This window comes from Dactylosporangium sp. CA-052675, assembly GCF_050947935.1.
Taxonomy (GTDB): Bacteria; Actinomycetota; Actinomycetes; order Mycobacteriales; family Micromonosporaceae; genus Dactylosporangium.
Genome location: NZ_CP192010.1, coordinates 4,838,007 through 4,857,838, shown reverse-complemented (window position 1 = coordinate 4,857,838; position 19,832 = coordinate 4,838,007). Strand labels below are relative to the sequence as shown.

Below are 19,832 nucleotides of genomic sequence, written 5' to 3'. Positions count from 1 at the left end.
CAATGCCGACCGCCCGCCCGATCGTGTACTACGGCGACCCCGTCCTGCACCGCCGCTGCGCCGACGTGACCGTGTTCGACGACGAGCTGCGGGAGCTCATCGACGACATGTTCGCCTCGATGTACGCGGCGCGCGGCGTGGGCCTCGCGGCCAACCAGATCGGCGTCGACCGGCAGGTGTTCGTCTACGACTGCCCGGACGCCGACGACGTGCGGCAGGTCGGGCACATCGTGAACCCGGTGCTGGAGCCGCTGCCGGAGCCGGCCGACGGCGACGAGGGCTGCCTGTCCGTGCCCGGCCCGCGCGGAGCGCTGCCGCGGGCGGCGGTCGCGACGGTCACCGGGCAGGACCGGGACGGCAACCCGATCACGGTCACCGGCACCGGCTACTTCGCCCGCTGCCTGCAGCACGAGACCGACCACCTCAACGGGGTGCTGTACGTGGATCGGCTGCCCGAGCCGCAGCGGGAGGCCCTGCTGCGCGAGGCGGGCCTGCGCGCCTGACCGGCCGGACGCGGGCGGCTCACCGCCGCCGGTGGCCGTCCTCCAGATACGCCGTCGTGCCGTCCGCCGCCGCCGTGGCCGCGGCGGCGGCTCGCCGGGCGAGCAGCGGCGACAACCGCGCATCCGCCTCCGGCGACGTGCACCAGGCCCAGCCGCGCAGCTCCTCGGCGGGCAGCCGGATCCGCTCGGCCGCGGCCGCGCCCAGCACGCCGCCGTCGAAGACGAACATCACGCCCTCGGTGCGGCCCGGCCGGGGCGGCACCCAGTCCACCACCAGCAGCCGGCCCGGCACCACCGACAGGCCCAGCTCCTCGCGCAGCTCCCGCACCGCGGCACCGTACGGCGACTCGTCGCCCTCCACCGCGCCGCCCGGCAGCTCCCAGGAGTCCTTGTACGTCGGCTCGACGAGCAGCACCCGACCCGCCGGGTCGCGCAACAGCACGCCCGACCCCATCCGCTTGCGCGGCAGCGTGGCGGTGTAGTCCTGCGGCGATGTCGTCACCACCGGAGGCTACGCTCGCCGCCCGCGACCCGACGGCCCCGCGCCCCACGGCCCGGCGCGGCCTGTGGTGCCACGCCGGCGGCCTCGCGGCCGGCCGTCGCGAAGGGCATGAGCCCCGGGTACCGGGAGGCCGGACGCGGCTGACGGGCGGCGCTCGCGCTACAACGTTTTTTTAACGCGGCTCTGCCAGGCTTGATCAGCCGGTGGTGCAGCGGGGGCGCATCAACGGCCCGTCTGCAGCACGGTGACGACGATGTCGTCGCCGGCGCCGGCCCGGGACGCGGCCAGCAGATGGTCGCACAGCTGCTCGGCGGTCCGGTCGTGCCGGCCGGTGAGCAGGTCGACGAGGCCGCGCAGGCTCTCGTCGAGGGGCCGGCCCGGGCGCTCGACGAGGCCGTCGGTGTAGAGGACCACGTGGCTGCCCGGCTCCAGCGTCAGCGAGTGGTCGCTGCGCGTCGCGGGCAGGCCGGTGCCGAGCAGGAGTTCCGACGGGCGGCGCAGCAGGGTCGCCGCGCCGTCGGGGGTGAGCAGGATCGGAGGCGGGTGGCCGGCGTTGGACCAGTGCAGCGTGTAGGGGGCTGGGGCGCCCGGCTCGGGGTCCAGGCTGACCTGGGCCAGCACGACCGTCGCGAAGGTGTCCAGGCCGAAGCCGGACATGGCCTCGTCCATCGCGGCCAGGATGCGTGAGGGCGGCCCGAGCAGGGTGTGCGTGATGCCCCGCAGGATGCTGCGAACCTGGGCCATGGCCGCCGCCGCGAACCGGTCGTGGCCGCTGATGTCGCCCACGACGATGGTCATGGTGCCGTCGGGCAGCAGGAACGCGTCGTACCAGTCGCCGCCCACCCGGGCGTGCTCGACGGCGGGCTCGTAGCGCGCCGCGACCTGGTAGTGCCGGCTCACCGGCGGCGGCGCGAGCAGGCTGCGCTGGATCGTCTCGGAGATCTCCCGCTCGATCGCGCTCGCCCGCCGCTCGGCCTCGCGCAGCCGCGCCCGGTCCAGCGCCTGGCTGATCGTGGCGCCGACCAGCCGGACGAAGATCAGGTAGGTCTCGTCGGCGAGCAGGCGCGGGTTGAGCGTCGTGCGCAGCATCAGGTCGCCGGCCGCGTACGTGCGGGTGCTCAGCCGTACCGTCGCGACCTTCCCGCCCGCCGTCTGGCGCACCGCGGCGTCGCTGCCGTCGGCGGCCACGATCTCCACGCTGGGCAGGTCGTGCGGGTCGCCACGCAGCACCGGCAGCGTGCGCTGCAGCACCTCGCCGCGGTGGTCGACGCTGGCGAGCCGGTCGTGCAGCGCGTTGAGCAGCCGGAGCCGGCGGGTGGCCAGGACCTGCCTGGTGGTCTCGGAGGCGATGTCGAAGACGCCCTCGATCCGGCCGTCCTCCCCCATGACCGGGGAGTAGGAGAACGTGAAGTAGCACTCCTCGAGGAAGCCGTGCCGGCGCATCTCCAGGCGGAGGTCCTCGACCCAGGTCGCGCCGCCGCCGCCGAGAACCTGCTCGATCATGGGGCCGATGTCGTCCCACAACTCGGCGAAGACCCCCCGGGCCGACGCGCCGAGGGCGGCCGGGTGCTTGTCGGCGATCATCGGCACGTAGGCATCGTTGTAGAGCATCACCGACTGCGGGCCCCAGAACAGCGTGACCGCGAACCTGGTTCGCAGTGCGAGGTCGACGGCCGTGCGCAGGGCCGGTCCCCACGACGCCACCGGCCCGAGCGGGGTCGCGGCCCAGTCGACCCGCGCGTAGGCCTCGCGCAGGCCCGCGCCGGCGGCGGCGAAGAGGGGATCCACATCTCGAACCTAGACCAGCCGCCACGTCATCGTCCCGTTGTCGCCGGTCGCCACCACGGCCAGGGCCGACCTCGCCACCGCGGGCCAGGACGCCTGTGGTGTGCGCCACCGTGTGATCAGATGGACAATCTGAACGATGATCGTTCAGATACTATGGTGCCGATGAGCGCGCCGACCGCAGCACCGCCGGGAAGGCCCCGCGATCCGCAGGTCGACCGGCGGATCCTGCGGGCCGCCGTCGACGTGTTCGGCGACAGCGGGTGGGCCGGCTTCGCGATGGAGACCGTCGCGCGGCGGGCCGGCGTCGGCAAGGCCTCGCTCTATCTGCGGTGGAGCACCAAGGAGGCGCTGCTCGCCGACGCGCTGGCGGCCGGGCTGGTCCGGGTCAACGACGTGGACACGGGCACGCTGCGCGGCGACCTGATCGAGCTGGCCACGCAGGTGCTCGACCGCTACACCGGCCCGTCCAGCCGTGCGGCGCTGCGCCTGCCGCTCGAGGTGGGGACGATCGCGGGGGTGGCGGAGCAGTACGAGTCGCTGCGCATGGCCCAGATCGTCGCCGCCCGGGCCATCGTGCGCCGCGGCATCGACCGCGGGGAGCTTCCCGCCACGGTGTCGGTCACGCTGCTGCTCGACACGCTGGTCGGCGGCGCGATGATGCACGCGCTGAGCACACCGGCGGACAGACGCGGCCCCATCCCGGCGGACGCGGCGCGACTGGTCGACTTCCTGCTGCACACCGGGGGCAACTCGTGATCATCACCGGAACGGACCAGCACGAGGCTTGGCAGCGGCGGGTCATGCCGCCGGTCGAGCGGGTGCGCCCCGGCCTGTGGTCGGTTCCCGTGCCGATTCCGAACAGCCCGCTGCGGTACACGCTGAGCTACCTCTTCCTCGACGACGCCGGCGTGCTGCTGGTCGACCCGGGCTGGGACTCGGACGCGGGGCGCGCCGCGATCACGGCCGGGCTCGGCGCGGCCGGCGCGAGTCTCGATGACGTCACCGGCGTCGTCGTCACCCACGTCCACCCCGACCACCACGCCATGAGCGGCTGGCTGCGCGAGCGCACCGGCGCCTGGATCGGCATGCACCCGGCCGAGGCGGCGACGCTGCCCGCGCGCTCGTGGCACGACCGCGGCCGCGCCCCGGCGACCGACCGGGCCTGGCTCCTGCGCCACGGGGCGCCCGAGTCCGAGGTCGACGAGCTGATCATGCCCGCGGAGCGCGTCGAAGAGCTGATGGGCATGGCCGAGCCCGACCGCGCGATCGAGGACGGCGACCTGCTGCCCCTGGCCCGGCACGAGCTGCGCGCGATCTGGACGCCCGGCCACACCCCCGGCCACCTCTGCCTGCACGAGGAGGGCGCGGGCGTGCTGCTGACCGGCGACCATCTCCTGCCGCGGATCAGCCCCAACATCGGCGTGCACGCGATCACGGACGGCAACCCGCTCGGCGCCTACCTGGACTCGCTGGAGCTGGTCGCCAAGTTCGGGGCGGACGAGGCGCTGCCGGCCCACGAGTACCGCTTCCGCGCCCTCGACGCCCGCGCCGCCGACCTCGTGCGCCACCACGACGAGCGCGGCGCCGAGATCATGCACGCCATCGACACCCTCGCCGCGCCGACGGGCTGGGCGATCGCGGCCGCGATCACGTGGTCGCGCGGCTGGGACGCCCTGCAGGGCATGCTGCGCCGGCTGGCGCTGGCCGAGACCCTGGCCCACCTGGAGCACCTGTCCGCCCTCGGCGCCGTGCGCCCGTCGGCGGACACCCCGGTGCGCTGGCACTCGGCCCGGGGCTGAGCCGCCCGGCGCTCAGCCCGGGGCCGTGTGGTGGCAGGCGGCCCGGTGCTCGCCGCCGCTCATCGCCGGCTCCTGCGTCTCGCAGCGGGTGCGCGGCAAGGGTTCCAGGCGGGCGTACAATGGGCACCGGCCCCGGAAGCGGCAGCCCACGGGGCGCTCGTCGGCCGCGGGCAGGTCGCCGGCGAGCAGGATGCGCTCGCGGCCGCGCTCGGCGTCCGGGTCGGGCACCGGCACCGCGGACACCAGCGCCCGCGTGTACGGGTGCGACGGCCGGCCCAGCACCGCGGCGGCCGGTCCGGTCTCCACGATCCGGCCCCGGTACATCACGCTGACCACGTCCGCGATGCCGGCCACGACGGCGAGGTCGTGGGTCACGACCAGGTAGGCGAGGCCGAGGCGCTCCTGCAGCCGGGCCAGGAGCTCCAGCACCGCGGCCTGCACGGTCACGTCCAGCGAGGAGACCGGCTCGTCCAGCACGAGCAGGTCCGGCTCGACGGCGATGGCCCGCGCGATCGCGATCCGCTGCCGCTGGCCGCCGGAGAACTCGTGGGGGAAGCGGCCGGCCAGGGCCGGGTCCAGCCCGACGAGCCGCAGGACCTCGGCCACCCGGGCCCGGGCCGGCGCCGGGGCACGTCCCTGCGCCAGCATCGGCTCGGCGATGACGTCGCCGACCGGGAGCCTCGGGTCCAGGCTGGCGAACGGGTCCTGGAACACCAGCTGCATCCGGCGGCGCAGCGCGGAGCGATCGGCGGCGCTCAGGCGCCCGCCGACCGTGCGGCCGAACAGTTCCACGGTGCCGGCCTCCGGCGGCCGCAGGGCCAGCACCTCCAGCAGCGTCGTGGACTTCCCGCTGCCCGACTCCCCCACCAGCGCATGGGTCCGGCCCGGGTCGACGGTCAGGTCGACGCCGTCGACGGCGTGGATCGCGGTGGCCCGGCGGCGCAGGACGCGGCCGCGGTACACGGGGAAGGTGCGCCGCAGGCCGGTGACGCGCAGCACGGGCGGGCCGGGCGGGCGCGCACGCGCGGCGCGCGGGCGGTCCAGGCGCGGCCGGGCGGCCAGCAGCTCGCGGGTGTACGGGTCGCGCGGGTGGTGGTACAGCTGCCGCACCTCCGCCTCCTCGACGATCCGCCCGCCGCGCATGACGGCCACCGTGTCGGCGATGCCGGCCACGACGCCGAGGTCGTGGCTCACGAAGACCAGCGCGGCGCCGGTGGCCTCGCGCACGTCGCGCAGCACCTGCAGGATCTGGGCCTGGACGGTCACATCCAGCGCCGTCGTCGGCTCGTCGGCGAGGATCAGGTCGGGGTCGTTGGCGATGGCCATGGCGATCATCACGCGCTGACGCATGCCGCCCGAGAGCTCGTCCGGGAACGCCCGCGCGCGCAGCTCCGGCGACGGGATGCCGACCAGCCGCAGGAGCTCCACGGCTCGGCGGCGCGCCTGCGCCCGGGACACGTCGCGGTGGGCGCGCACCGCCTCGGCCAGCTGGTCGCCCACCCGGTACACGGGGGTCAGGGCGGAGAGCGAGTCCTGGAAGACGACCGCGGCGACCCGGCCGCGCAGGCGGCGCAGGGTGCTCGCGGTGGCGCCGACGACCTCGGTGCCGCCCAGCGCGATGCTGCCGGACACCGCCGCGCCGGGCGGGAGCAGCCCCAGGGCGGCCAGGACGGTCACGGACTTGCCGGAGCCCGACTCCCCGACGAGGCCCAGGACCTGCCCGCGGCGGACGGTCAGGTCGATGCCGTCCACCGCGGGCGGAGCGTCGCCGAAGCGGACCGTCAGGCCCCGCACGGCCAGGACGGCACCGTCGGGCGGGGGCGGCGCCGCGATCGGGTGCGGGGCCCGGCGCCGGGCCGGGCCGGAGCGCGGGTCCACGGCGTCGCGCAGGGCGTCGCCGACCAGGTTCACCGCCAGCACGAAGACGACCAGCAGCCCGGCCGGGAAGAAGAACATCCACGGGTAGGTGACCGCCGAGGCGGTGCCGGCGGCGATCAGGGTGCCCAGCGACACGTCGGGGGGCTGGACGCCGAAGCCGAAGTAGGACAGGGACGTCTCGGTCATGACCGCGGCGCCGACGGCGAGGGTGGCGTCGATGACCAGGAAGGAGGCGGTGCTGGGCAGGACGTGGCGGACGATGATCCGCGGCGTGGAGACGCCCATGAACCGGGCCGCGCGGACGAACGGCAGGTCCTTGAGGGAGATCGTCAGGGACCGCACGACGCGGGCGGAGATCATCCAGCCGAAGATCGCGAGCAGGCCGACGAACGCGACCCAGCCGCCGGCCCGCAGCCGGGGCGACACCACGGCGATGACCAGGAACGACGGGAAGACCAGGAGCAGGTCGACGACGAGGACGAGGGCGCGCTCGGTCCAGCCGCCGACATACCCGGCGACCGCGCCGACGGCGGCGGCCAGGGCCGTGGCGACCACGGCCACGGCGAGGCCGATGAGCAGCGACTTCTGCAGCCCGCGGACGGTCTGGGCGAACACGTCCTGGCCGATGCCGTTGGTGCCCCACCAGTGCGCCGCGGAGGGGGCGGCGCGCAGGGCGGTGTAGTCGATGTCGGTGTACGACCAGCGGGTCACCAGCGGGCCGGCGAACGCGAGCAGGAACAGCAGCGCGACGACGGCGGCGCCGAACCAGGCGGTCCGGTCGCGGCGCAGGCGCCCGGCGACGACCCGCAGCCGGGTCGGCGACGCCTGGCGGGCCTCGTCGGCGACCTCCGCGGCGAGCGTGTCAGCCACGGCGGCCGCCGAGGCGCACGCGCGGGTCGAGCACGGCGTGCAGGACGTCGGCGAGGAGCCCGGCGACCAGGACGGTGACGGCGGCGAAGAGGTTGACCGCCACGACCGCGTTGACGTCGTTGTTGTTGACCGAGTCGATGAACCACTCCCCCATGCCGTGCCAGCCGAAGATCTTCTCGGTGAAGGTGGCGCCGGTGAGCACGCCGAGGAAGCCGAAGGAGAAGAACGTCGACATCGGCACGAGCGCGGTGCGCAGGCCGTGCTTGACCAGAACACTGAAGCGGGGCAGGCCCTTGGCCGCGGCGGTGCGCAGGTAGTCGGCGCCGAGCACGTCGAGCATGGCGCTTCGCTGGTAGCGGCTGTAGGTGGCCAGCGTGACCAGCCCGATCGACAGCGTCGGCAGCAGCAGGTGCCCGGCCCGGTCGGCGAGCAGGGTCAGCGCCGAGCCGGTGAGCCCCGGCGAGCGCTCCCCGGTGAAGGCGACGACCTGCCGCCCGGCGGCCTGGTTCGCGGCCAGCGCGCCGATCTTGAGCAGCAGGGCGATCAGGAACGTCGGCGTGGACAGCAGCAGGAACGCGAGCACGGTGAACGAGCGGTCGGAGAGCCGGTGCTGGCGGACGGCGCTCCACGCGCCGGCCGCCACCCCGGCGGCGATGCCGAGCGTGGTGCCGAGCGCGAGCAGCCGTAGGCTCACCCCGACGCGGCGGCCGAACTCGGCGTTGACGGAGGTGCCGGTGATGCTCGTGCCGAGGTCGCCGCGGGCCGCCCGGCCGGCCCAGCCCGCGAAGCGCTCGGTGACCGGCCGGCGATCGTCGAGCCCGATGGCGCGCAGTTGCCGGTCCACCTGCTCGGCCGGCGGCGGGGGCAGCCGGGCCTGGAAGTAGGCGCGGGGCGACAGGGCGGTCGCCGCCAGGAGGTAGGACAGAAAGGCGGCCGAGAGCAGCAGGACCAGGTAGTAGGCGACGCGGCGGGCGAGGAAGGCGAGCACCGAACCTCCCATTGACGGATATCGTATTGATGAACGTAGCAGAAGATGTATATATAGACGGTCTGCGAAGTATGCATTAGGGAGGCGGGTTCGATGCGGAACTCCACGGCGCTGGGCCTCGTGGCACTGCTGGCCGGGGTCGGGCTGACCGCGGGCTGCGGCGGCGGCAGCGGGCCGGGCAAGCAGGGCACGCCGCCGAAGACCGGCAGCGCCGACATCAACCCGCAGCCGCGCGAGAGCCTGCGGCAGGGCGGCACGCTGAAGCTCTCGATCCAGCAGTGGATCACGCAGTACAACGTCGGGCAGGTCGACGGCACCCAGGGCGACGGCTCGTCGATCCTGGCGCTGGCCGAGCCGAAGCTGTGGTTCGCCGATGACAACGGGGTGCCGGCGGCCAACCCCGACGTGCTCGCAGCGGCGGACGTGAGCACCTCCGGGGGCGCGCAGGTCGTGACGTACAAGCTGAACCCCAAGGCCGCCTGGAGCGACTCGACGCCGATCACCTGGCAGGACTTCGCCACCAACTGGAAGACCCGCAACGGCTCCGACCAGCGGTTCCAGCTCTCGGGCACGACCGGCTACGACGCCATCGCGAACGTCGAGCGCGGAGCCGACGACCGCACCGTGAAGGTGACCTTCAAGACGCCGTACGCCGACTGGCAGACGCTCTTCGACCCGCTGCTGCCCGGCAGCGCGATCGACACGCCCGAGGAGTTCAACACCGGCTGGATCGAGAAGATCCCGGTCTGGGGCGGCCCGTGGAAGATCGGCTCGGCCGACAAGACCAGCCAGACGATCACCATGGTGCCGAACCCGTCGTACTGGGGCACGAAGCCCCTGCTCGACTCCATCGTGTACCGGGCGCTGGACAGCACCGCGATCACCGAGGCGTACCTCAACAACGAGATCGACCAGGCGCCCGGCCGCCAGCCCGAGGCCTACCAGCGCCTCGCCGGGGCGGCGAACACCGTCATCCGCACCGGCGGCCGCTGGGACGAGACGCAGCTGACGCTCGGGCACGCCGGGGCGCTCGCCGACGAGCGGGTCCGGCAGGCGGTCCAGAACGCGGTGGACCGAGGCGCGATCGCCGCGGCCCAGTCCGCCGGGCTGCCGTTCAAGGTGAACACGCTCGGCAGCCACTTCTTCATGCCGAGCCAGGAGGGGTACCGCGACACCAGCGGCGAGTTCGGGAAGTTCGACCTCGAGCGGGCCAAGCGCCTGCTCGACGAGGCCGGCTGGAAGGCCTCGGCCGACGGCCGGACCCGGGCCAAGGACGGCGCGCCGCTCAAGCTCGTCTACGTCGTCAACGGCAACGGCAGCACGGACCTGCCGCAGCTCGTGCAGAACATGCTCGGCCAGGCGGGCATCACCGTCGAGCTGCGCAAGGTGCCCGGGAACGACTACTTCGCGAAGTACGTCAACGTCGGCGCCTTCGACCTGGCCTCGTTCCGCCAGGTCGACAACGTGTTCCCGTCGCTGCTCGACCCGGTGTACCGCACCGGCGGCGACCAGAACTACGGCGGGGTCGGCACGCCGGAGATCGACCGGCTGCTCGACCGCGCGGGCGCGGAGACGGACCGGGGCAAGGCGGCGGAGCTGCTCAACCAGGCCGACGCGCTGCTGTGGAAGGCCGGGCACTCCGTGCCGCTGTTCCAGACGCCGCAGATCTCGGCCGTGCGCCCGGGGCTGGCGAACTTCGGGGCGTTCGGGCTGCGCAGCGAGCGGCAGTACGTGGACACCGGCTGGACCAGGTAGGTCACGCCCGGCGGCGGCTGTAGGCGCGCACGCGGGCCCGGTTGCCGCAGTCCGCGGAGTCGCACCAGCGGCGGCTGTGGTTGCGGGTGGTGTCCAGGAACAGCCACCCGCAGCCCTCGCCGTCGCACCGGCGCAGCGCCGACAGGTCGGGCCGGTGCAGCAGCTCCGCCACAGCGAGCGCGAGGTGGTGCACCGGCTCGTCGGCGGTCACGGTGATCGGCAGCCGCTCGGACGGGCGGGCGTGGTGCAGGGCCTCGCGCCAGGCGTCGTAGACGAATCGGAGGTCCGGCGGCTCTCCCGCGAGGTGCGCGTCGACGACCCGGATGGTCTCGTCGCGCAGGAGCCGCACCCGGTCCAGCATCCCGTGGTCCGCCTCGGCCCGCAGGCCGGTCGCGGTCCGGAACCAGTCGGCGAACAGCGCGGCCGTGCCGAGCCGGTCGACGGTGCGCGCCGGGTCCAGCCGCCAGGACACGGTGTTGCACAGGTCGAGCGCCAGGTGCCCGCCGAGGTAGCGCCACTGATACACGCCCGTCATGCTACATGCCCTAAATGCGTTTAGACCATGTGGGCATCGGAGATGAGGGGTCCATGGACAACGATGGCGGCTGGTCCCGGGGGCTGCGAGTCGGCGCCGGGCTCGCCGCGGGCTCGTGCCTGCTCGCGGTCGGGTTCGGCGCGTTCGCGGTGACGCACGGCTGGCCGGCCTGGCTGGCGATCGCCATGTCGGCGGTGGTGTTCTCCGGATCGGCCCAGTTCGCGCTCGTCACCGCGCTCGCCGGCGGGGGCGGCCTCGGCCCGGCACTCGCCGGCGCGGCGCTCATGAACCTGCGGTTCGTGCCGATGGCCGCGGCCACCGCGCGCTTCCTGCCGGGCGGCCCGCTGCGCCGGGCGGTGCAGGGCCAGGCGGTCGTCGACGGCTCGTGGGTCGCGGCCCAGCGCCCCGGTGGCGGGCTCGACCGGCGGCTCATGCTCGGCGCGACCCTGGTGCAGTGGCCGGCGTGGATCCTCGGCACCGCCCTGGGCGCCGTGCTCGTGCCCGGCGGGTCCGCGCTGCGGGCCACCGGCCTCGACGTCATCTTCCCGGGCTTCTTCGGCCTGCTCCTCCTCGACGCGCTGCGCGCGGGCCCGCGCCTGGCCCCGGCCGGCACGGTCGCGGCCGCCATCGCCGCCACCTGCCGGTTCCTGCCCTCCGGCGTGGCCCTCGCCCTGGCGGGGACCGCGGCCGTGCTCGCCCTGCGGTCCCCGGCCCCCGTCGAGGAGCCCCGGCCGTGACCACGATGATCGTCGCGACCGTCGCCCTCGCCCTGCTCAACGCGCTCTGCAAGGCGATCGGCCCGGCACTGCTCGGCGGCCGCGCCTTCCCGCCCCGCCTGCAGGCCGTGGCCGACGCGCTGCCGGTCGTGCTCCTCGCCGCCCTGCTCGCCGTCGACGTGCTCGGTCCGGGCTGGCGCGACTTCGACTGGACGCTGCTGCCCGGCCTCGGCCTCGCCGCCGCCCTGCGCGCGCTCGGCCGCTCCCACCTGACCTGCATCGCCGCCGCGGTCGCGGGCACCGCGGGACTGCGCCTGCTGCTGGCTGCCGTGCTCTGAGCGCCGCGCCGGAGCTACCGGCCTCGCGCGCCCGCCGCCGGACGGTGGACCGGCCCCTCGTCCGAGTGGATCTGTGCTGGCCGTCCGGGGTCCGATAGCGTGCGCCGGTGCCTCGCGCCTCCCGTGTGCCCCTGATCGTGGGCCTGCTCGCCGTGCTGCCCGCGCTCGGCGGCCTCGCCTGGCTCGCCTGGGCCTTCGAGGCCGGCGTGGACCACGCGCGCGTCGAGCCGTACCTGCACGCCGGGGTCGCCGCCGAGGCCGTCGTCTGGCTCATCCCCGCCGTCACGTTCGCGGCGCTGCTGCTGGTGACCGCCGGCCTGGTCGCGGCCCGGCGCCCCGCCGCCCGGCCGGTGCTGGTCAGCCTCGCGTACGGCGGGGTCCCGCTCACGCTGTGGCTGTCGCTGGAGTACCACGGGCTGATGTACCAGCCCGCGTACGACGTCTGGATCGGCCCCGCGCGGTGGGTCGGCGCCGTGGCCACGGGCGTCGCGGTGCTGGGGCTGCTGGCCACCGCCATCTGCCTGGCCCTCCCGGCGGCCGGGCGCGCACCGGCGGACACCCCGGCCCCGGTGAGCGCCCCCGGCCCGCTGCGGCGCTGCCCGTGGCTGCTGGGCGCGGGCGCCGTGCTCGGCGTCGGCTCGCTCGGCACGGCGCTAGTGCTCGACAGCTTCGTGACGAGCACGCCGGCCGTGCTGGCGATCTTCGGCCTGGTCGCCCTGCTCATGGCCGCCGGCGGCATCGGGTCGGCGGCGGCCGCCGGCATCGCCCGCGACGGCCGGCTCGTGCCGGCCCGCATGGCCCGCATGGCCCGCATCGGCGCCGGCGGACTGCTCGTCGGCCAGCTCGTCGCGGCCTGCCAGGTCCCGGAGACGACGGTCATCTCCCTGGGCCGCCTGGCCGGCGCCGAGGCCGTGCCCGCCTGGATCGGGATCACGTCGTACGCGCTCACCGCCGCCGGCATCGTCGCGACGCTGCTGGGCCTGGCGGGCCTGGGCGACCCGCGCACCGCGCGCTACATCGCCGAGTCACAGGCGCGCCGCGACCAGTGGGCGCCGTGGGCGGGCTGGTCGACCGCGGTCGTGCTGGCGCCCCATCCCGGCGCCGCCCCGCCCCCGCCGCCGACCGGAGGCTGGTCCGCACCCTGAGCCGACGCCGGCCCCGGAACACGGCGATGGCGCGGACCGGAGCCGGTCCGCGCCATCGGGTGTCGTCGGGTCAGCGAACGCTGCGCCGACCGTAGAGACCGGCGACGGCCCACACGCCGATCGCGGCCAGCACGACCTGGATGACGATCTCGAGCCAGTCGACACCGGGGGTGTCGGCCCAGCCGAGACCGCGGGCGATCGCCGTGCCGATGAGCGCGGCGATGATGCCGATGACGATGGTGAGCCAGATCGGGATGTTCTGCTTGCCGGGCACGACCAGGCGCCCCAACGCGCCGATGATCAAGCCGACGACCAGTGCGGAGATGATGCCGCCGACAGTCATGTCACGCCTCCATTGTTCCGGGTGTTGCCTTGCCGACGTCTATTCCCGATCCGGGCGGAACACAAACCGAGCCGTCCCCCGCAGGGTGTCGGCCGTCACACCGGGCGGACCTCGAAGGTCGTGGCGAGCTCGGCGGCCGAGCTGCCACCCACCCACACGTCGAACGTCGTGGTGTCGAGCACCCAGTCGCGGACGGCGGCGTGCCAGTACCGCCGCTGCTGCGGCCCGATCGTGAACGTCACGCGGCGGGTCTCCCCCGGCGCGAGCTCGACCCGCGAGAAGCCCTTCAGCTCCCGGACCGGGCGGGAGGCGCGGCCGTGGCGCTGGTGGAGATACAGCTGCACGACCTCGGGCGCGGGCCGCGCCCCGGTGTTGGTGACGTCGACCGACACGGTGACCTCGGCGTCCGGCGCGACGGTGCCGGCGGAGACGAACAGGTTCTCGTAGGCGAACCGGCCGTAGCTGAGGCCGTGGCCGAACGGGAACAGGGGCGTGCTCGCCTCGTCCCAGTAGCGGCGGCCCTGGTTCTGCGGCTCGTGCGAGCGCGTGTGCCCGTAGTGGATCGGCACCTGGCCGACCGTGCGCGGCCAGGTGAAGGGCAGCTTCCCGCCCGGTGACGCGGCGCCGAAGAGCAGGTCGGCGACGGCGTTGCCGCCCTGGCTGCCGGGGTACCAGACGTCCAGGATCGCCGGCACGTGCTCGGCCGGCCAGCGCAGGTCGAGCGGGCGGCCGTTCATCAGCAGCAGGACCGTCGGCGTGCCGGTGGCCGCGACCGCCCGCAGCAGGTCCAGCTGGCGGCCCGGCAGGTCCAGCGACGAGCGCGACGCGGCCTCGCCGATCATGTTCTGGTGCTCCCCCAGCACCACGATCGCGACGTCGGAGGACCCGGCGAGCGCGACGGCGCGGGCGAACTCGGCGTCGGCGTCGAATCCCTCGGGGTCCTCGGGGCGGTTGCCGCCGAACTGGTCGAACATCGACGGGAACTCGCGCTGGGCCACGGGGACGCCCTGGGCGTAGGCGACCTCGGCGCCGGTCGCGCGCCGGATGCCGTCGAGCACCGTGACCGTCTCGGCGAGGTCGAAGTCGAACACCCACGGGCCGAGCGTGTCGCGCCGGGAGTCGGCGAGCGGCCCGAGCACGGCGATCGAGCCGAGCGCCCCGGGGTCGAGCGGCAGGAGGTCGCCGTCGTTCTTCAGCAGTACCGCACTGCGCCGCGCCGCCTCGCGCGCCACGACCCGATGCTCCGGATCGGCCAGCACCTGCCGGGCCCGGTCCTCGTCCACGAACGGCTCGTCGAGCAGCCCGAGCCGCAGCTTCGCCTCCAGGATGCGCCGCACGCTCGCCTCGATCGCGTCCCGCGCCGCCGGGACCGCCGGCAGGTGGTCGTAGGCGGGCTCCGACACGGCCATCTCGAGGTCGACGCCGGCCATGACCGCGCGGGCCGCCGCGTCCGCCGGGTCGGCGGCGAACCCGTGCGTCTGCAGGTTCTTGACCGCGTTGGCGTCGCTGACCACGAAGCCGGTGAAGCCCCACGTGTCCCGCAGCACCGTGGTCAGCAGCCAGTGGCTGCCGGAGGCGGGGATGCCGTTGAGGTCCATGTACGCGGTCATGATGTTGCCCGCCCCGGCCTCCACGGCGGCCCGGAACGGGGGCAGGTAGGTGTTCCACAGCTCGTACTCGGAGATGTTGGCCTCGTCGTAGTCGCGGCCACCCAGGGAGGCGCCGTACCCCGCGAAGTGCTTGGGACCGGCGATGATCCCGCCGCCCTGGAAGCCGCGGACCTGCGCCGCGGCCACGGCGGCGCCCAGGAACGGGTCCTCGCCGGCGCCCTCGATGATGCGGCCCCAGCGCGGGTCGCGGGTGATGTCGACCATCGGCGCGAACGTCCAGTGGATGCCGACGGCCCGCGCCTCCCGGCCCGCGATCGCCTGGCCGCGCTCGATCGTCTCCGGGTCCCAGGAGGCGGCCATCGCGATCGGCACCGGGAAGATCGTCCGCAGGCCGTGGATGACGTCGAAGCCGAACAGCACCGGGATGCCCTGCCGGCTGCCGTCGATCGCGAGCCGCTGGAGCCGGTTGACCTCGGCCGGGTCGGTGACGAACAGCAGCGAGCCGGCCCCGCCGCGCCCGAGCGCCGCCTCGGCCGCCAGCGGCTGCTCGGCGGCGTCGACGCCCAGCGCGGGATCGGCCTCGCCGGGGAGCTTGAAGTAGAAGTACTGGGTCAGCTGCCCGGCCTTCTCCTCCGGCGACATGCCGGCCAGGAGCGTCTCGATCCGCTCGTCGGTCATCGCGGCCTACCTCACCTTTCTGATCGGCAGTACGACCAGTGCGCCGAGGAGGGACGCGGCACCGGCGCTGTACAGCAGCAGGGTGTAATTCTGGTTCGTGGCACTGCCCAGCGCCAGCAGCGCCGCGCCGAGCACGGGCGCGACGGTCTGCGGCAGGGCATTGGCGATGTTGAACACCCCGAGGTCCTTGCCGGCGTCGTCCGGGTTCGGCAGCACGTCGACGACGAGCGCCAGGTCCACCCCCACGTAGATGCCGGAGGCCACGCCGAGCACGGCCTCGACGCCGTAGAACTGCCCGAGCGTCGTGACGTGGGACAGCGCCGCGGTGCCGGCGCCGAACAGCAGCGTCGAGCCGGCGACGAGGAACTTGCGGCGCCCGGTGCGGTCGGAGATCCGCCCGGCGATCCAGCCGCACGCGATCAGGGCGATCGTGTAGATCAGCACGCCGACGGTCACGGCGGCGGGCGCGGCCCCGGCCGACAGCCCGACCCGGTCCTGCAGGAAGTACAGCCGGAACGTGGTGAACATGTAGGTGGCCAGGGTGATGAGGAACCGCGAGGCCCACGCGAGCGCGAAGTCCCGGTGTTCGACCGGGTTCACCCAGAACCAGTCCTTGATCGGCGCCGGCGGCGGCCGGATGCGCAGCCGCTGGTCGGGCAGGACGATGGCGAAGACCAGCATGGCCCCGATCGAGAGCACGGCCGGCGCCACGAACATGATCACGATCTGGTGCTGGAAGCGCTGGGCCACGTAGGTGCCGCCGAGGATGCCGACGTTCTGGGCGATGCCGAGCAGCGCCGAGACGCTGCCGCGCTGGAAGGTCGGCACCTGGTCGGCGAGCGTGGCGATGAACGGGGCCAGGGTCGCGTTGGCGCCGAGCTGGGCCAGGCACCAGCCGGCCGTGACGACCGCGACCGAGCGGCCGAGCGCCATGACGAGCAGGGCCAGGGTCATGACGACGGTACCGGCCACGATCCACGGCCGCCGCCGCCCCCACCGTGACGTGGTGCGGTCGGAGAGCCGGCCGAAGAGCACGTTGCCGACGACCGCGAACAGCGCCCCGAAGCCGGCGACGGTCCCCAGCGCGGAGGTCTTCTCGGTGTCCGGCACGATCTGCTGCACCTTGATGCCGATGCCGACGATCGCGGGGCCGAGCAGCGCCACGTAGAACACGAACTGGGCGACGATCAGCCAGACGACGTACCGCCGTCCGACCGGTCGCGTCGGCTCGGCGAACCAGTGGTGCTCTTGCTGGGTCGGGACCACACGGCGCGCTACCCCGGCGCCCGCGGCCTATGCACACCGGCGCGGCGCCGCCGCCGGCGCGGCAGCGCGGCACCGCAGCAAGCGCGGCACCACGGCAGGCTTCGCAGCGCAGCAGGCGCAGCAAGCCTCGCAGCGCGGCAGCGCAGCAAGCGCGGCAGCGCAGCAAGCGCGGCAGCGCAGCAAGCGCGGCAGCGCAGCAAGCGCGGCAGCGCAGCAAGCGCGGCAGCGCAGCAAGCGCGGCAGCGCAGCAAGCGCGGCAGCGCAGCAAGCGCGGCAGCGCAGCAAGCGCGGCAGCGCAGCAAGCGTGGTCAGCCGAGGAGGGTCCGGCCGATCCAGTCGCCCTCCTCGCAGCCGGGCGGGATCGCGAACACGGCCGAGCCGATCGGGGTGATCCACTCGTTGAGCAGGTCCGCCTCGGCGAGGTTGCGCTGGATGGGCAGGAACTGGCGGGCGATGTCGCGCTGGAACGAGGCGAACACGAGGCCGGCGTCGGCGCTGCCGTCCGCGGCCGGCGGTTCGTCGTAGTTGTACGGGCGGCGGAAGATGCGCTGCCGGTCGCTGAGCACGTGTGCCCGGGCCGCGTGGGAGAACTCGGAGATGACCGGGAAGCCGATCGCGTTCTTCGCCAGCAGGTCCAGCGGGTCGTGCTCGTGCCGGCCGGTGAGCGGGGCGCCGTCGGCGAGGCGGCGGCCGACGGCGAACTCCTTGCCCGCCGTGTCCGCCGCGTCCCACGTCTCGAGCTCCGCCCGGATGCGGCGCAGCACGAGCGTCGTGCCACCGCCCCGCAGCCACTGCGGCCCGTCGTCGGTCCACACGGCCCCGGCGAAGACGTCGGTGCCGGGCTCCGGATTGGCGGTGCCGTCGACCTGGCCGAGCACGTTGCGCTGGGTCACCCCGTCGTCCTGCATGCCGCGAGCGCGCCGGAAGCCGCGCTGCACCCAGCGCACCGTCGCGAACGCGCGGGCGTCCTTGACGAGCATGCGCTGCGCGTGGGACACGGTGACCGGGTCGTCGGCGCAGATCTGCAGCAGCAGGTCCCCGCCGCACCACTGCGGCAGCAGCCGGTCGATCCCGAACGCGGGCAACGGCCGCAGCGACTCGGGCCGCTGCGCGAGCAGCCCGGCGGCGTCGAACAGGCCCGGCCCGAAGCCGAACGTGACGGTGAGCCGGGCGGGCACGGCGGCGAGCTCCGGCTGCCCGTCGGCGAGCGGCGGCGCGCCCCGGGTAAGCCGGGCGGCGTCGTCCGTGAGCAGGCGCATGAGCCGTGCGAGCGCGGCGCGGTCGGTGCCGGGCTTGCCATCGAGCGCGACGAACGCGGCGTGCGCCTGCGCGGGCGTCTCGATGCCGGCCTGGTGCGGGCCGTGGAAGGGCACGACCTGGCCGCCGAAGTCCACTGTGGACGGGCTCGGCCCGGCGGTCGTCACGAGCGCCGCCGTGCCCGCCCCGGCCAGCGTCAGCGCGCCGCCGGCGAGCAGGGCGCGGCGCGCGACCCGGTGCGGCACGTCAGCCCATCCCGGGCTGGTAGGACTCGTTGCCGCCGGCGAAGTCCTTGCCCAGGGCGGTGAACCGCACGGTGTCGCCACCCTGCAGGGTGAGCGTGAAGGTGACCTGGTCGCCGGGCTTCACCGGGGTCTTCACGTCCATGAGCATGAAGTGGTCGCCGCCGGGCTTGAACTCGTGGCTGCCGTTGGCCGGGATGGTGAAGCCGCCATCCTTGGGCCTCATCGCCATCTTGCCGTCGACCATCGCGGTCTCGTGCAGCTCCATCACCGGCGAGGCGGTGGACGTGACCGACACGATGGTGACGTCCTTGCCGGTGGTGTTCAGCACGGTGCCGTACGCGGCCGACATGCCCGAGTCCGCGGTCTTCACCCAGGGGTCCTTCACGGCGAGCGCGGGCTGCGCGGGGACCGTGGAAGGCGTGGCGGACGCCCCGCACCCGGCGAGGGTGAGCAGCAGGGCGGCGCCGAACGTGCGCAGCGGCAACGACATCGAACATCCTTCGTACAGTGTGGACAGTCACGGGGATAGTCGCCGCGGCATGGCCTAAAGTTCCCGTCATGCGTTGCACCATTCGCGTTCTCCTCGTCGCCGCGGCGCTCGTGCTGCTCGCCCCGGCGACGCCCGCGTTCGCGCACTCCCGGCTCGTGGCCAGCGATCCGGCCGACGGGGCCGCGGTGCGCACACCGCCCAACGCCGTCGCGCTGACCTTCAGCGACGGCGTCCAGCAGCAGTTCAGCACGGTCGTGGTGACCGGCGCCGACGGTGCGTCCTATGTGGACGGAGCGCCGCGCGTCACGGACCGGACCCTCACCCAGCCGCTCAGGCCGTTGCCGAACGGTGCGGTGCGGGTCGCCTGGCGCACGGTCTCCGCCGACGGTCATCCGATCGAGGGGCAGTTCTCCTTCACGGTCTCCGGTTCCGGGGCGCCGGCCGGTTCCGGGGTGCCGGCCGCGACGGCGACGCCCTCGACACCCCCGGCCGCGGCGGCGACGCCCTCGGCCACCCCGTCCGCGGCGCCGGACGCCGCCGGGGGCTCGGGCGCGACGCCGTGGATCGTCGGCGGAGGCGTCGTCATCGCGCTGCTGGCCGGCGCCGTATTCGCAGGCTCGCGGCGGCGTCGGCGTCGGCGTCAGCGAGCAGGAACGCCAGCAGCGTGACGCCGAAGGCCGGCAGTGCCCGGCCGAGCCCGGCCGATCGCCGCGGTGACGAGCGCGCCGGCGACGAGCAGCGGCGGGCGCACCCCGCGCCAGGCGCCCCGGGCGGGCGGCGGGCCGGCCGGGGCGCGGCGGTCGGCGCGCGTCGGGCGGCGCTGCCACCACGTGCGGTAGCCCCACGTGATGACGCAGAGCGGGCCGATCGCGAGCGCGCCGAGCAGCAGCCGGTAGACGAACCGGTCGCGCTGCGGGCTGAACGCGAACAGCAGGCCGGTGACGGCGGCGACGGCCAGCGGTGGTGCGACGAGGACGCCGCCGTAGCGGTGCAGGCGGGTCGGCAGCGGGACGAGCGACCACGCGCGGCCCGTGGCGGCGGGCCCGGGTGGCAGCTCCCCGGTGGGCGGCGAGACATCGGTGGCGACTGACACATCCCCCTAGTCGGCGGGCGGACCGGGAAAGTT

The 19,832-nt window shown here is 74.6% G+C and carries 19 protein-coding genes; 8 read left to right on the top strand and 11 right to left on the bottom strand.

The features are described 5' to 3' along the window. The first annotated feature begins 2 nt into the window (after nt 1–2). Nucleotides 3–503: a peptide deformylase gene (gene def / locus ACQP1P_RS22360; protein ID WP_433089071.1), complete on the top strand. Its 501-nt coding sequence runs from the start codon at nt 3–5 to the stop codon at nt 501–503. A gap of 19 nt (nt 504–522) precedes the next feature. On the opposite strand, the gene ACQP1P_RS22355 is transcribed toward def, so the two are convergent. Next, nucleotides 523–1,005 (bottom strand): NUDIX domain-containing protein, encoded by a 483-nt coding sequence (locus ACQP1P_RS22355; RefSeq protein ID WP_433089069.1) that lies wholly within the window; start codon nt 1,003–1,005, stop codon nt 523–525. Nucleotides 1,006–1,227: 222 nt separating this feature from the next. Then, the gene (locus ACQP1P_RS22350; RefSeq protein ID WP_433089067.1) at nt 1,228–2,793 is read right to left on the bottom strand and encodes a PP2C family protein-serine/threonine phosphatase; all 1,566 of its coding nucleotides are present in this window, start codon (nt 2,791–2,793) and stop codon (nt 1,228–1,230) included. 162 nt (nt 2,794–2,955) lie between these two features. Between ACQP1P_RS22350 and ACQP1P_RS22345 the strand changes: the two genes are divergently transcribed. Both ACQP1P_RS22345 and ACQP1P_RS22340 read left to right on the top strand, forming a co-directional pair. Continuing rightward, nucleotides 2,956–3,549 (top strand): TetR/AcrR family transcriptional regulator, encoded by a 594-nt coding sequence (locus tag ACQP1P_RS22345; protein WP_433089065.1) that lies wholly within the window; start codon nt 2,956–2,958, stop codon nt 3,547–3,549. Then, entirely contained in the window at nt 3,546–4,592 is a 1,047-nt protein-coding gene (locus tag ACQP1P_RS22340) for an MBL fold metallo-hydrolase (RefSeq protein WP_433089063.1), read from the top strand. Before ACQP1P_RS22345 ends, ACQP1P_RS22340 begins: the two co-directional genes overlap by 4 nt. A gap of 12 nt (nt 4,593–4,604) precedes the next feature. Here ACQP1P_RS22340 and ACQP1P_RS22335 read toward each other — a convergent pair whose 3' ends face one another. Both ACQP1P_RS22335 and ACQP1P_RS22330 read right to left on the bottom strand, forming a co-directional pair. Then, a complete protein-coding gene (locus ACQP1P_RS22335; RefSeq protein WP_433089061.1) occupies nt 4,605–7,340 on the bottom strand; it encodes a dipeptide ABC transporter ATP-binding protein in 2,736 nt (911 codons plus the stop codon). Then, the gene (locus ACQP1P_RS22330) at nt 7,333–8,340 is read right to left on the bottom strand and encodes an ABC transporter permease (protein ID WP_433089059.1); all 1,008 of its coding nucleotides are present in this window, start codon (nt 8,338–8,340) and stop codon (nt 7,333–7,335) included. The genes ACQP1P_RS22335 and ACQP1P_RS22330 overlap by 8 nt, the downstream gene beginning before the upstream one ends. Nucleotides 8,341–8,421: 81 nt before the next feature. Here ACQP1P_RS22330 and ACQP1P_RS22325 point away from each other — a divergent pair, with 81 nt between their 5' ends. After that, complete coding sequence (locus ACQP1P_RS22325) at nt 8,422–10,083, top strand: ABC transporter family substrate-binding protein (RefSeq protein ID WP_433089058.1); 1,662 nt, start codon at nt 8,422–8,424, stop codon at nt 10,081–10,083. Between the two features lies 1 nt (nt 10,084). Here the strand turns inward: ACQP1P_RS22325 and ACQP1P_RS22320 are convergent, their stop codons facing one another. Further along, nucleotides 10,085–10,609, bottom strand: coding sequence for a CGNR zinc finger domain-containing protein (locus tag ACQP1P_RS22320; protein WP_433089056.1), 525 nt, complete (start codon nt 10,607–10,609; stop codon nt 10,085–10,087). A gap of 62 nt (nt 10,610–10,671) precedes the next feature. On the opposite strand from ACQP1P_RS22320, the gene ACQP1P_RS22315 reads away from it, so the two are divergent. From ACQP1P_RS22315 to ACQP1P_RS22305, 3 genes are all read left to right on the top strand, one after another. Continuing rightward, the gene (locus ACQP1P_RS22315) at nt 10,672–11,355 is read left to right on the top strand and encodes an AzlC family ABC transporter permease (protein WP_433089054.1); all 684 of its coding nucleotides are present in this window, start codon (nt 10,672–10,674) and stop codon (nt 11,353–11,355) included. Nucleotides 11,356–11,360: 5 nt separating this feature from the next. Beyond that, the gene (locus ACQP1P_RS22310) at nt 11,361–11,672 is read left to right on the top strand and encodes an AzlD domain-containing protein (protein ID WP_433090079.1); all 312 of its coding nucleotides are present in this window, start codon (nt 11,361–11,363) and stop codon (nt 11,670–11,672) included. Nucleotides 11,673–11,779: 107 nt separating this feature from the next. Continuing rightward, nucleotides 11,780–12,817, top strand: a complete 1,038-nt coding sequence (locus ACQP1P_RS22305; RefSeq protein ID WP_433089052.1) for a hypothetical protein — start codon at nt 11,780–11,782, stop codon at nt 12,815–12,817. A gap of 70 nt (nt 12,818–12,887) precedes the next feature. Here the strand turns inward: ACQP1P_RS22305 and ACQP1P_RS22300 are convergent, their stop codons facing one another. From ACQP1P_RS22300 to ACQP1P_RS22280, 5 genes are all read right to left on the bottom strand, one after another. Next, complete coding sequence (locus tag ACQP1P_RS22300) at nt 12,888–13,160, bottom strand: GlsB/YeaQ/YmgE family stress response membrane protein (RefSeq protein ID WP_433089050.1); 273 nt, start codon at nt 13,158–13,160, stop codon at nt 12,888–12,890. 95 nt (nt 13,161–13,255) lie between these two features. Continuing rightward, nucleotides 13,256–15,448, bottom strand: coding sequence for a glycoside hydrolase family 3 N-terminal domain-containing protein (locus ACQP1P_RS22295; RefSeq protein ID WP_433089048.1), 2,193 nt, complete (start codon nt 15,446–15,448; stop codon nt 13,256–13,258). A gap of 6 nt (nt 15,449–15,454) precedes the next feature. Then, the gene (locus ACQP1P_RS22290; protein ID WP_433089047.1) at nt 15,455–16,714 is read right to left on the bottom strand and encodes an MFS transporter; all 1,260 of its coding nucleotides are present in this window, start codon (nt 16,712–16,714) and stop codon (nt 15,455–15,457) included. A 308-nt stretch (nt 16,715–17,022) separates the two neighbouring features. After that, nucleotides 17,023–18,216 carry a Dyp-type peroxidase gene (locus ACQP1P_RS22285; protein WP_433089045.1) on the bottom strand — a complete coding sequence of 398 codons (1,194 nt, stop codon included), beginning with the start codon at nt 18,214–18,216 and terminating at the stop codon, nt 17,023–17,025. A gap of 1 nt (nt 18,217) precedes the next feature. Further along, nucleotides 18,218–18,706, bottom strand: coding sequence for a copper chaperone PCu(A)C (locus ACQP1P_RS22280; protein WP_433089043.1), 489 nt, complete (start codon nt 18,704–18,706; stop codon nt 18,218–18,220). Between the two features lie 68 nt (nt 18,707–18,774). On the opposite strand from ACQP1P_RS22280, the gene ACQP1P_RS22275 reads away from it, so the two are divergent. Beyond that, complete coding sequence (locus ACQP1P_RS22275; protein WP_433089042.1) at nt 18,775–19,374, top strand: copper resistance CopC family protein; 600 nt, start codon at nt 18,775–18,777, stop codon at nt 19,372–19,374. Here ACQP1P_RS22275 and ACQP1P_RS22270 read toward each other — a convergent pair. Continuing rightward, nucleotides 19,347–19,799, bottom strand: coding sequence for a hypothetical protein (locus ACQP1P_RS22270; RefSeq protein ID WP_433089041.1), 453 nt, complete (start codon nt 19,797–19,799; stop codon nt 19,347–19,349). The genes ACQP1P_RS22275 and ACQP1P_RS22270 overlap by 28 nt on opposite strands. Nucleotides 19,800–19,832 lie beyond the last annotated feature (33 nt).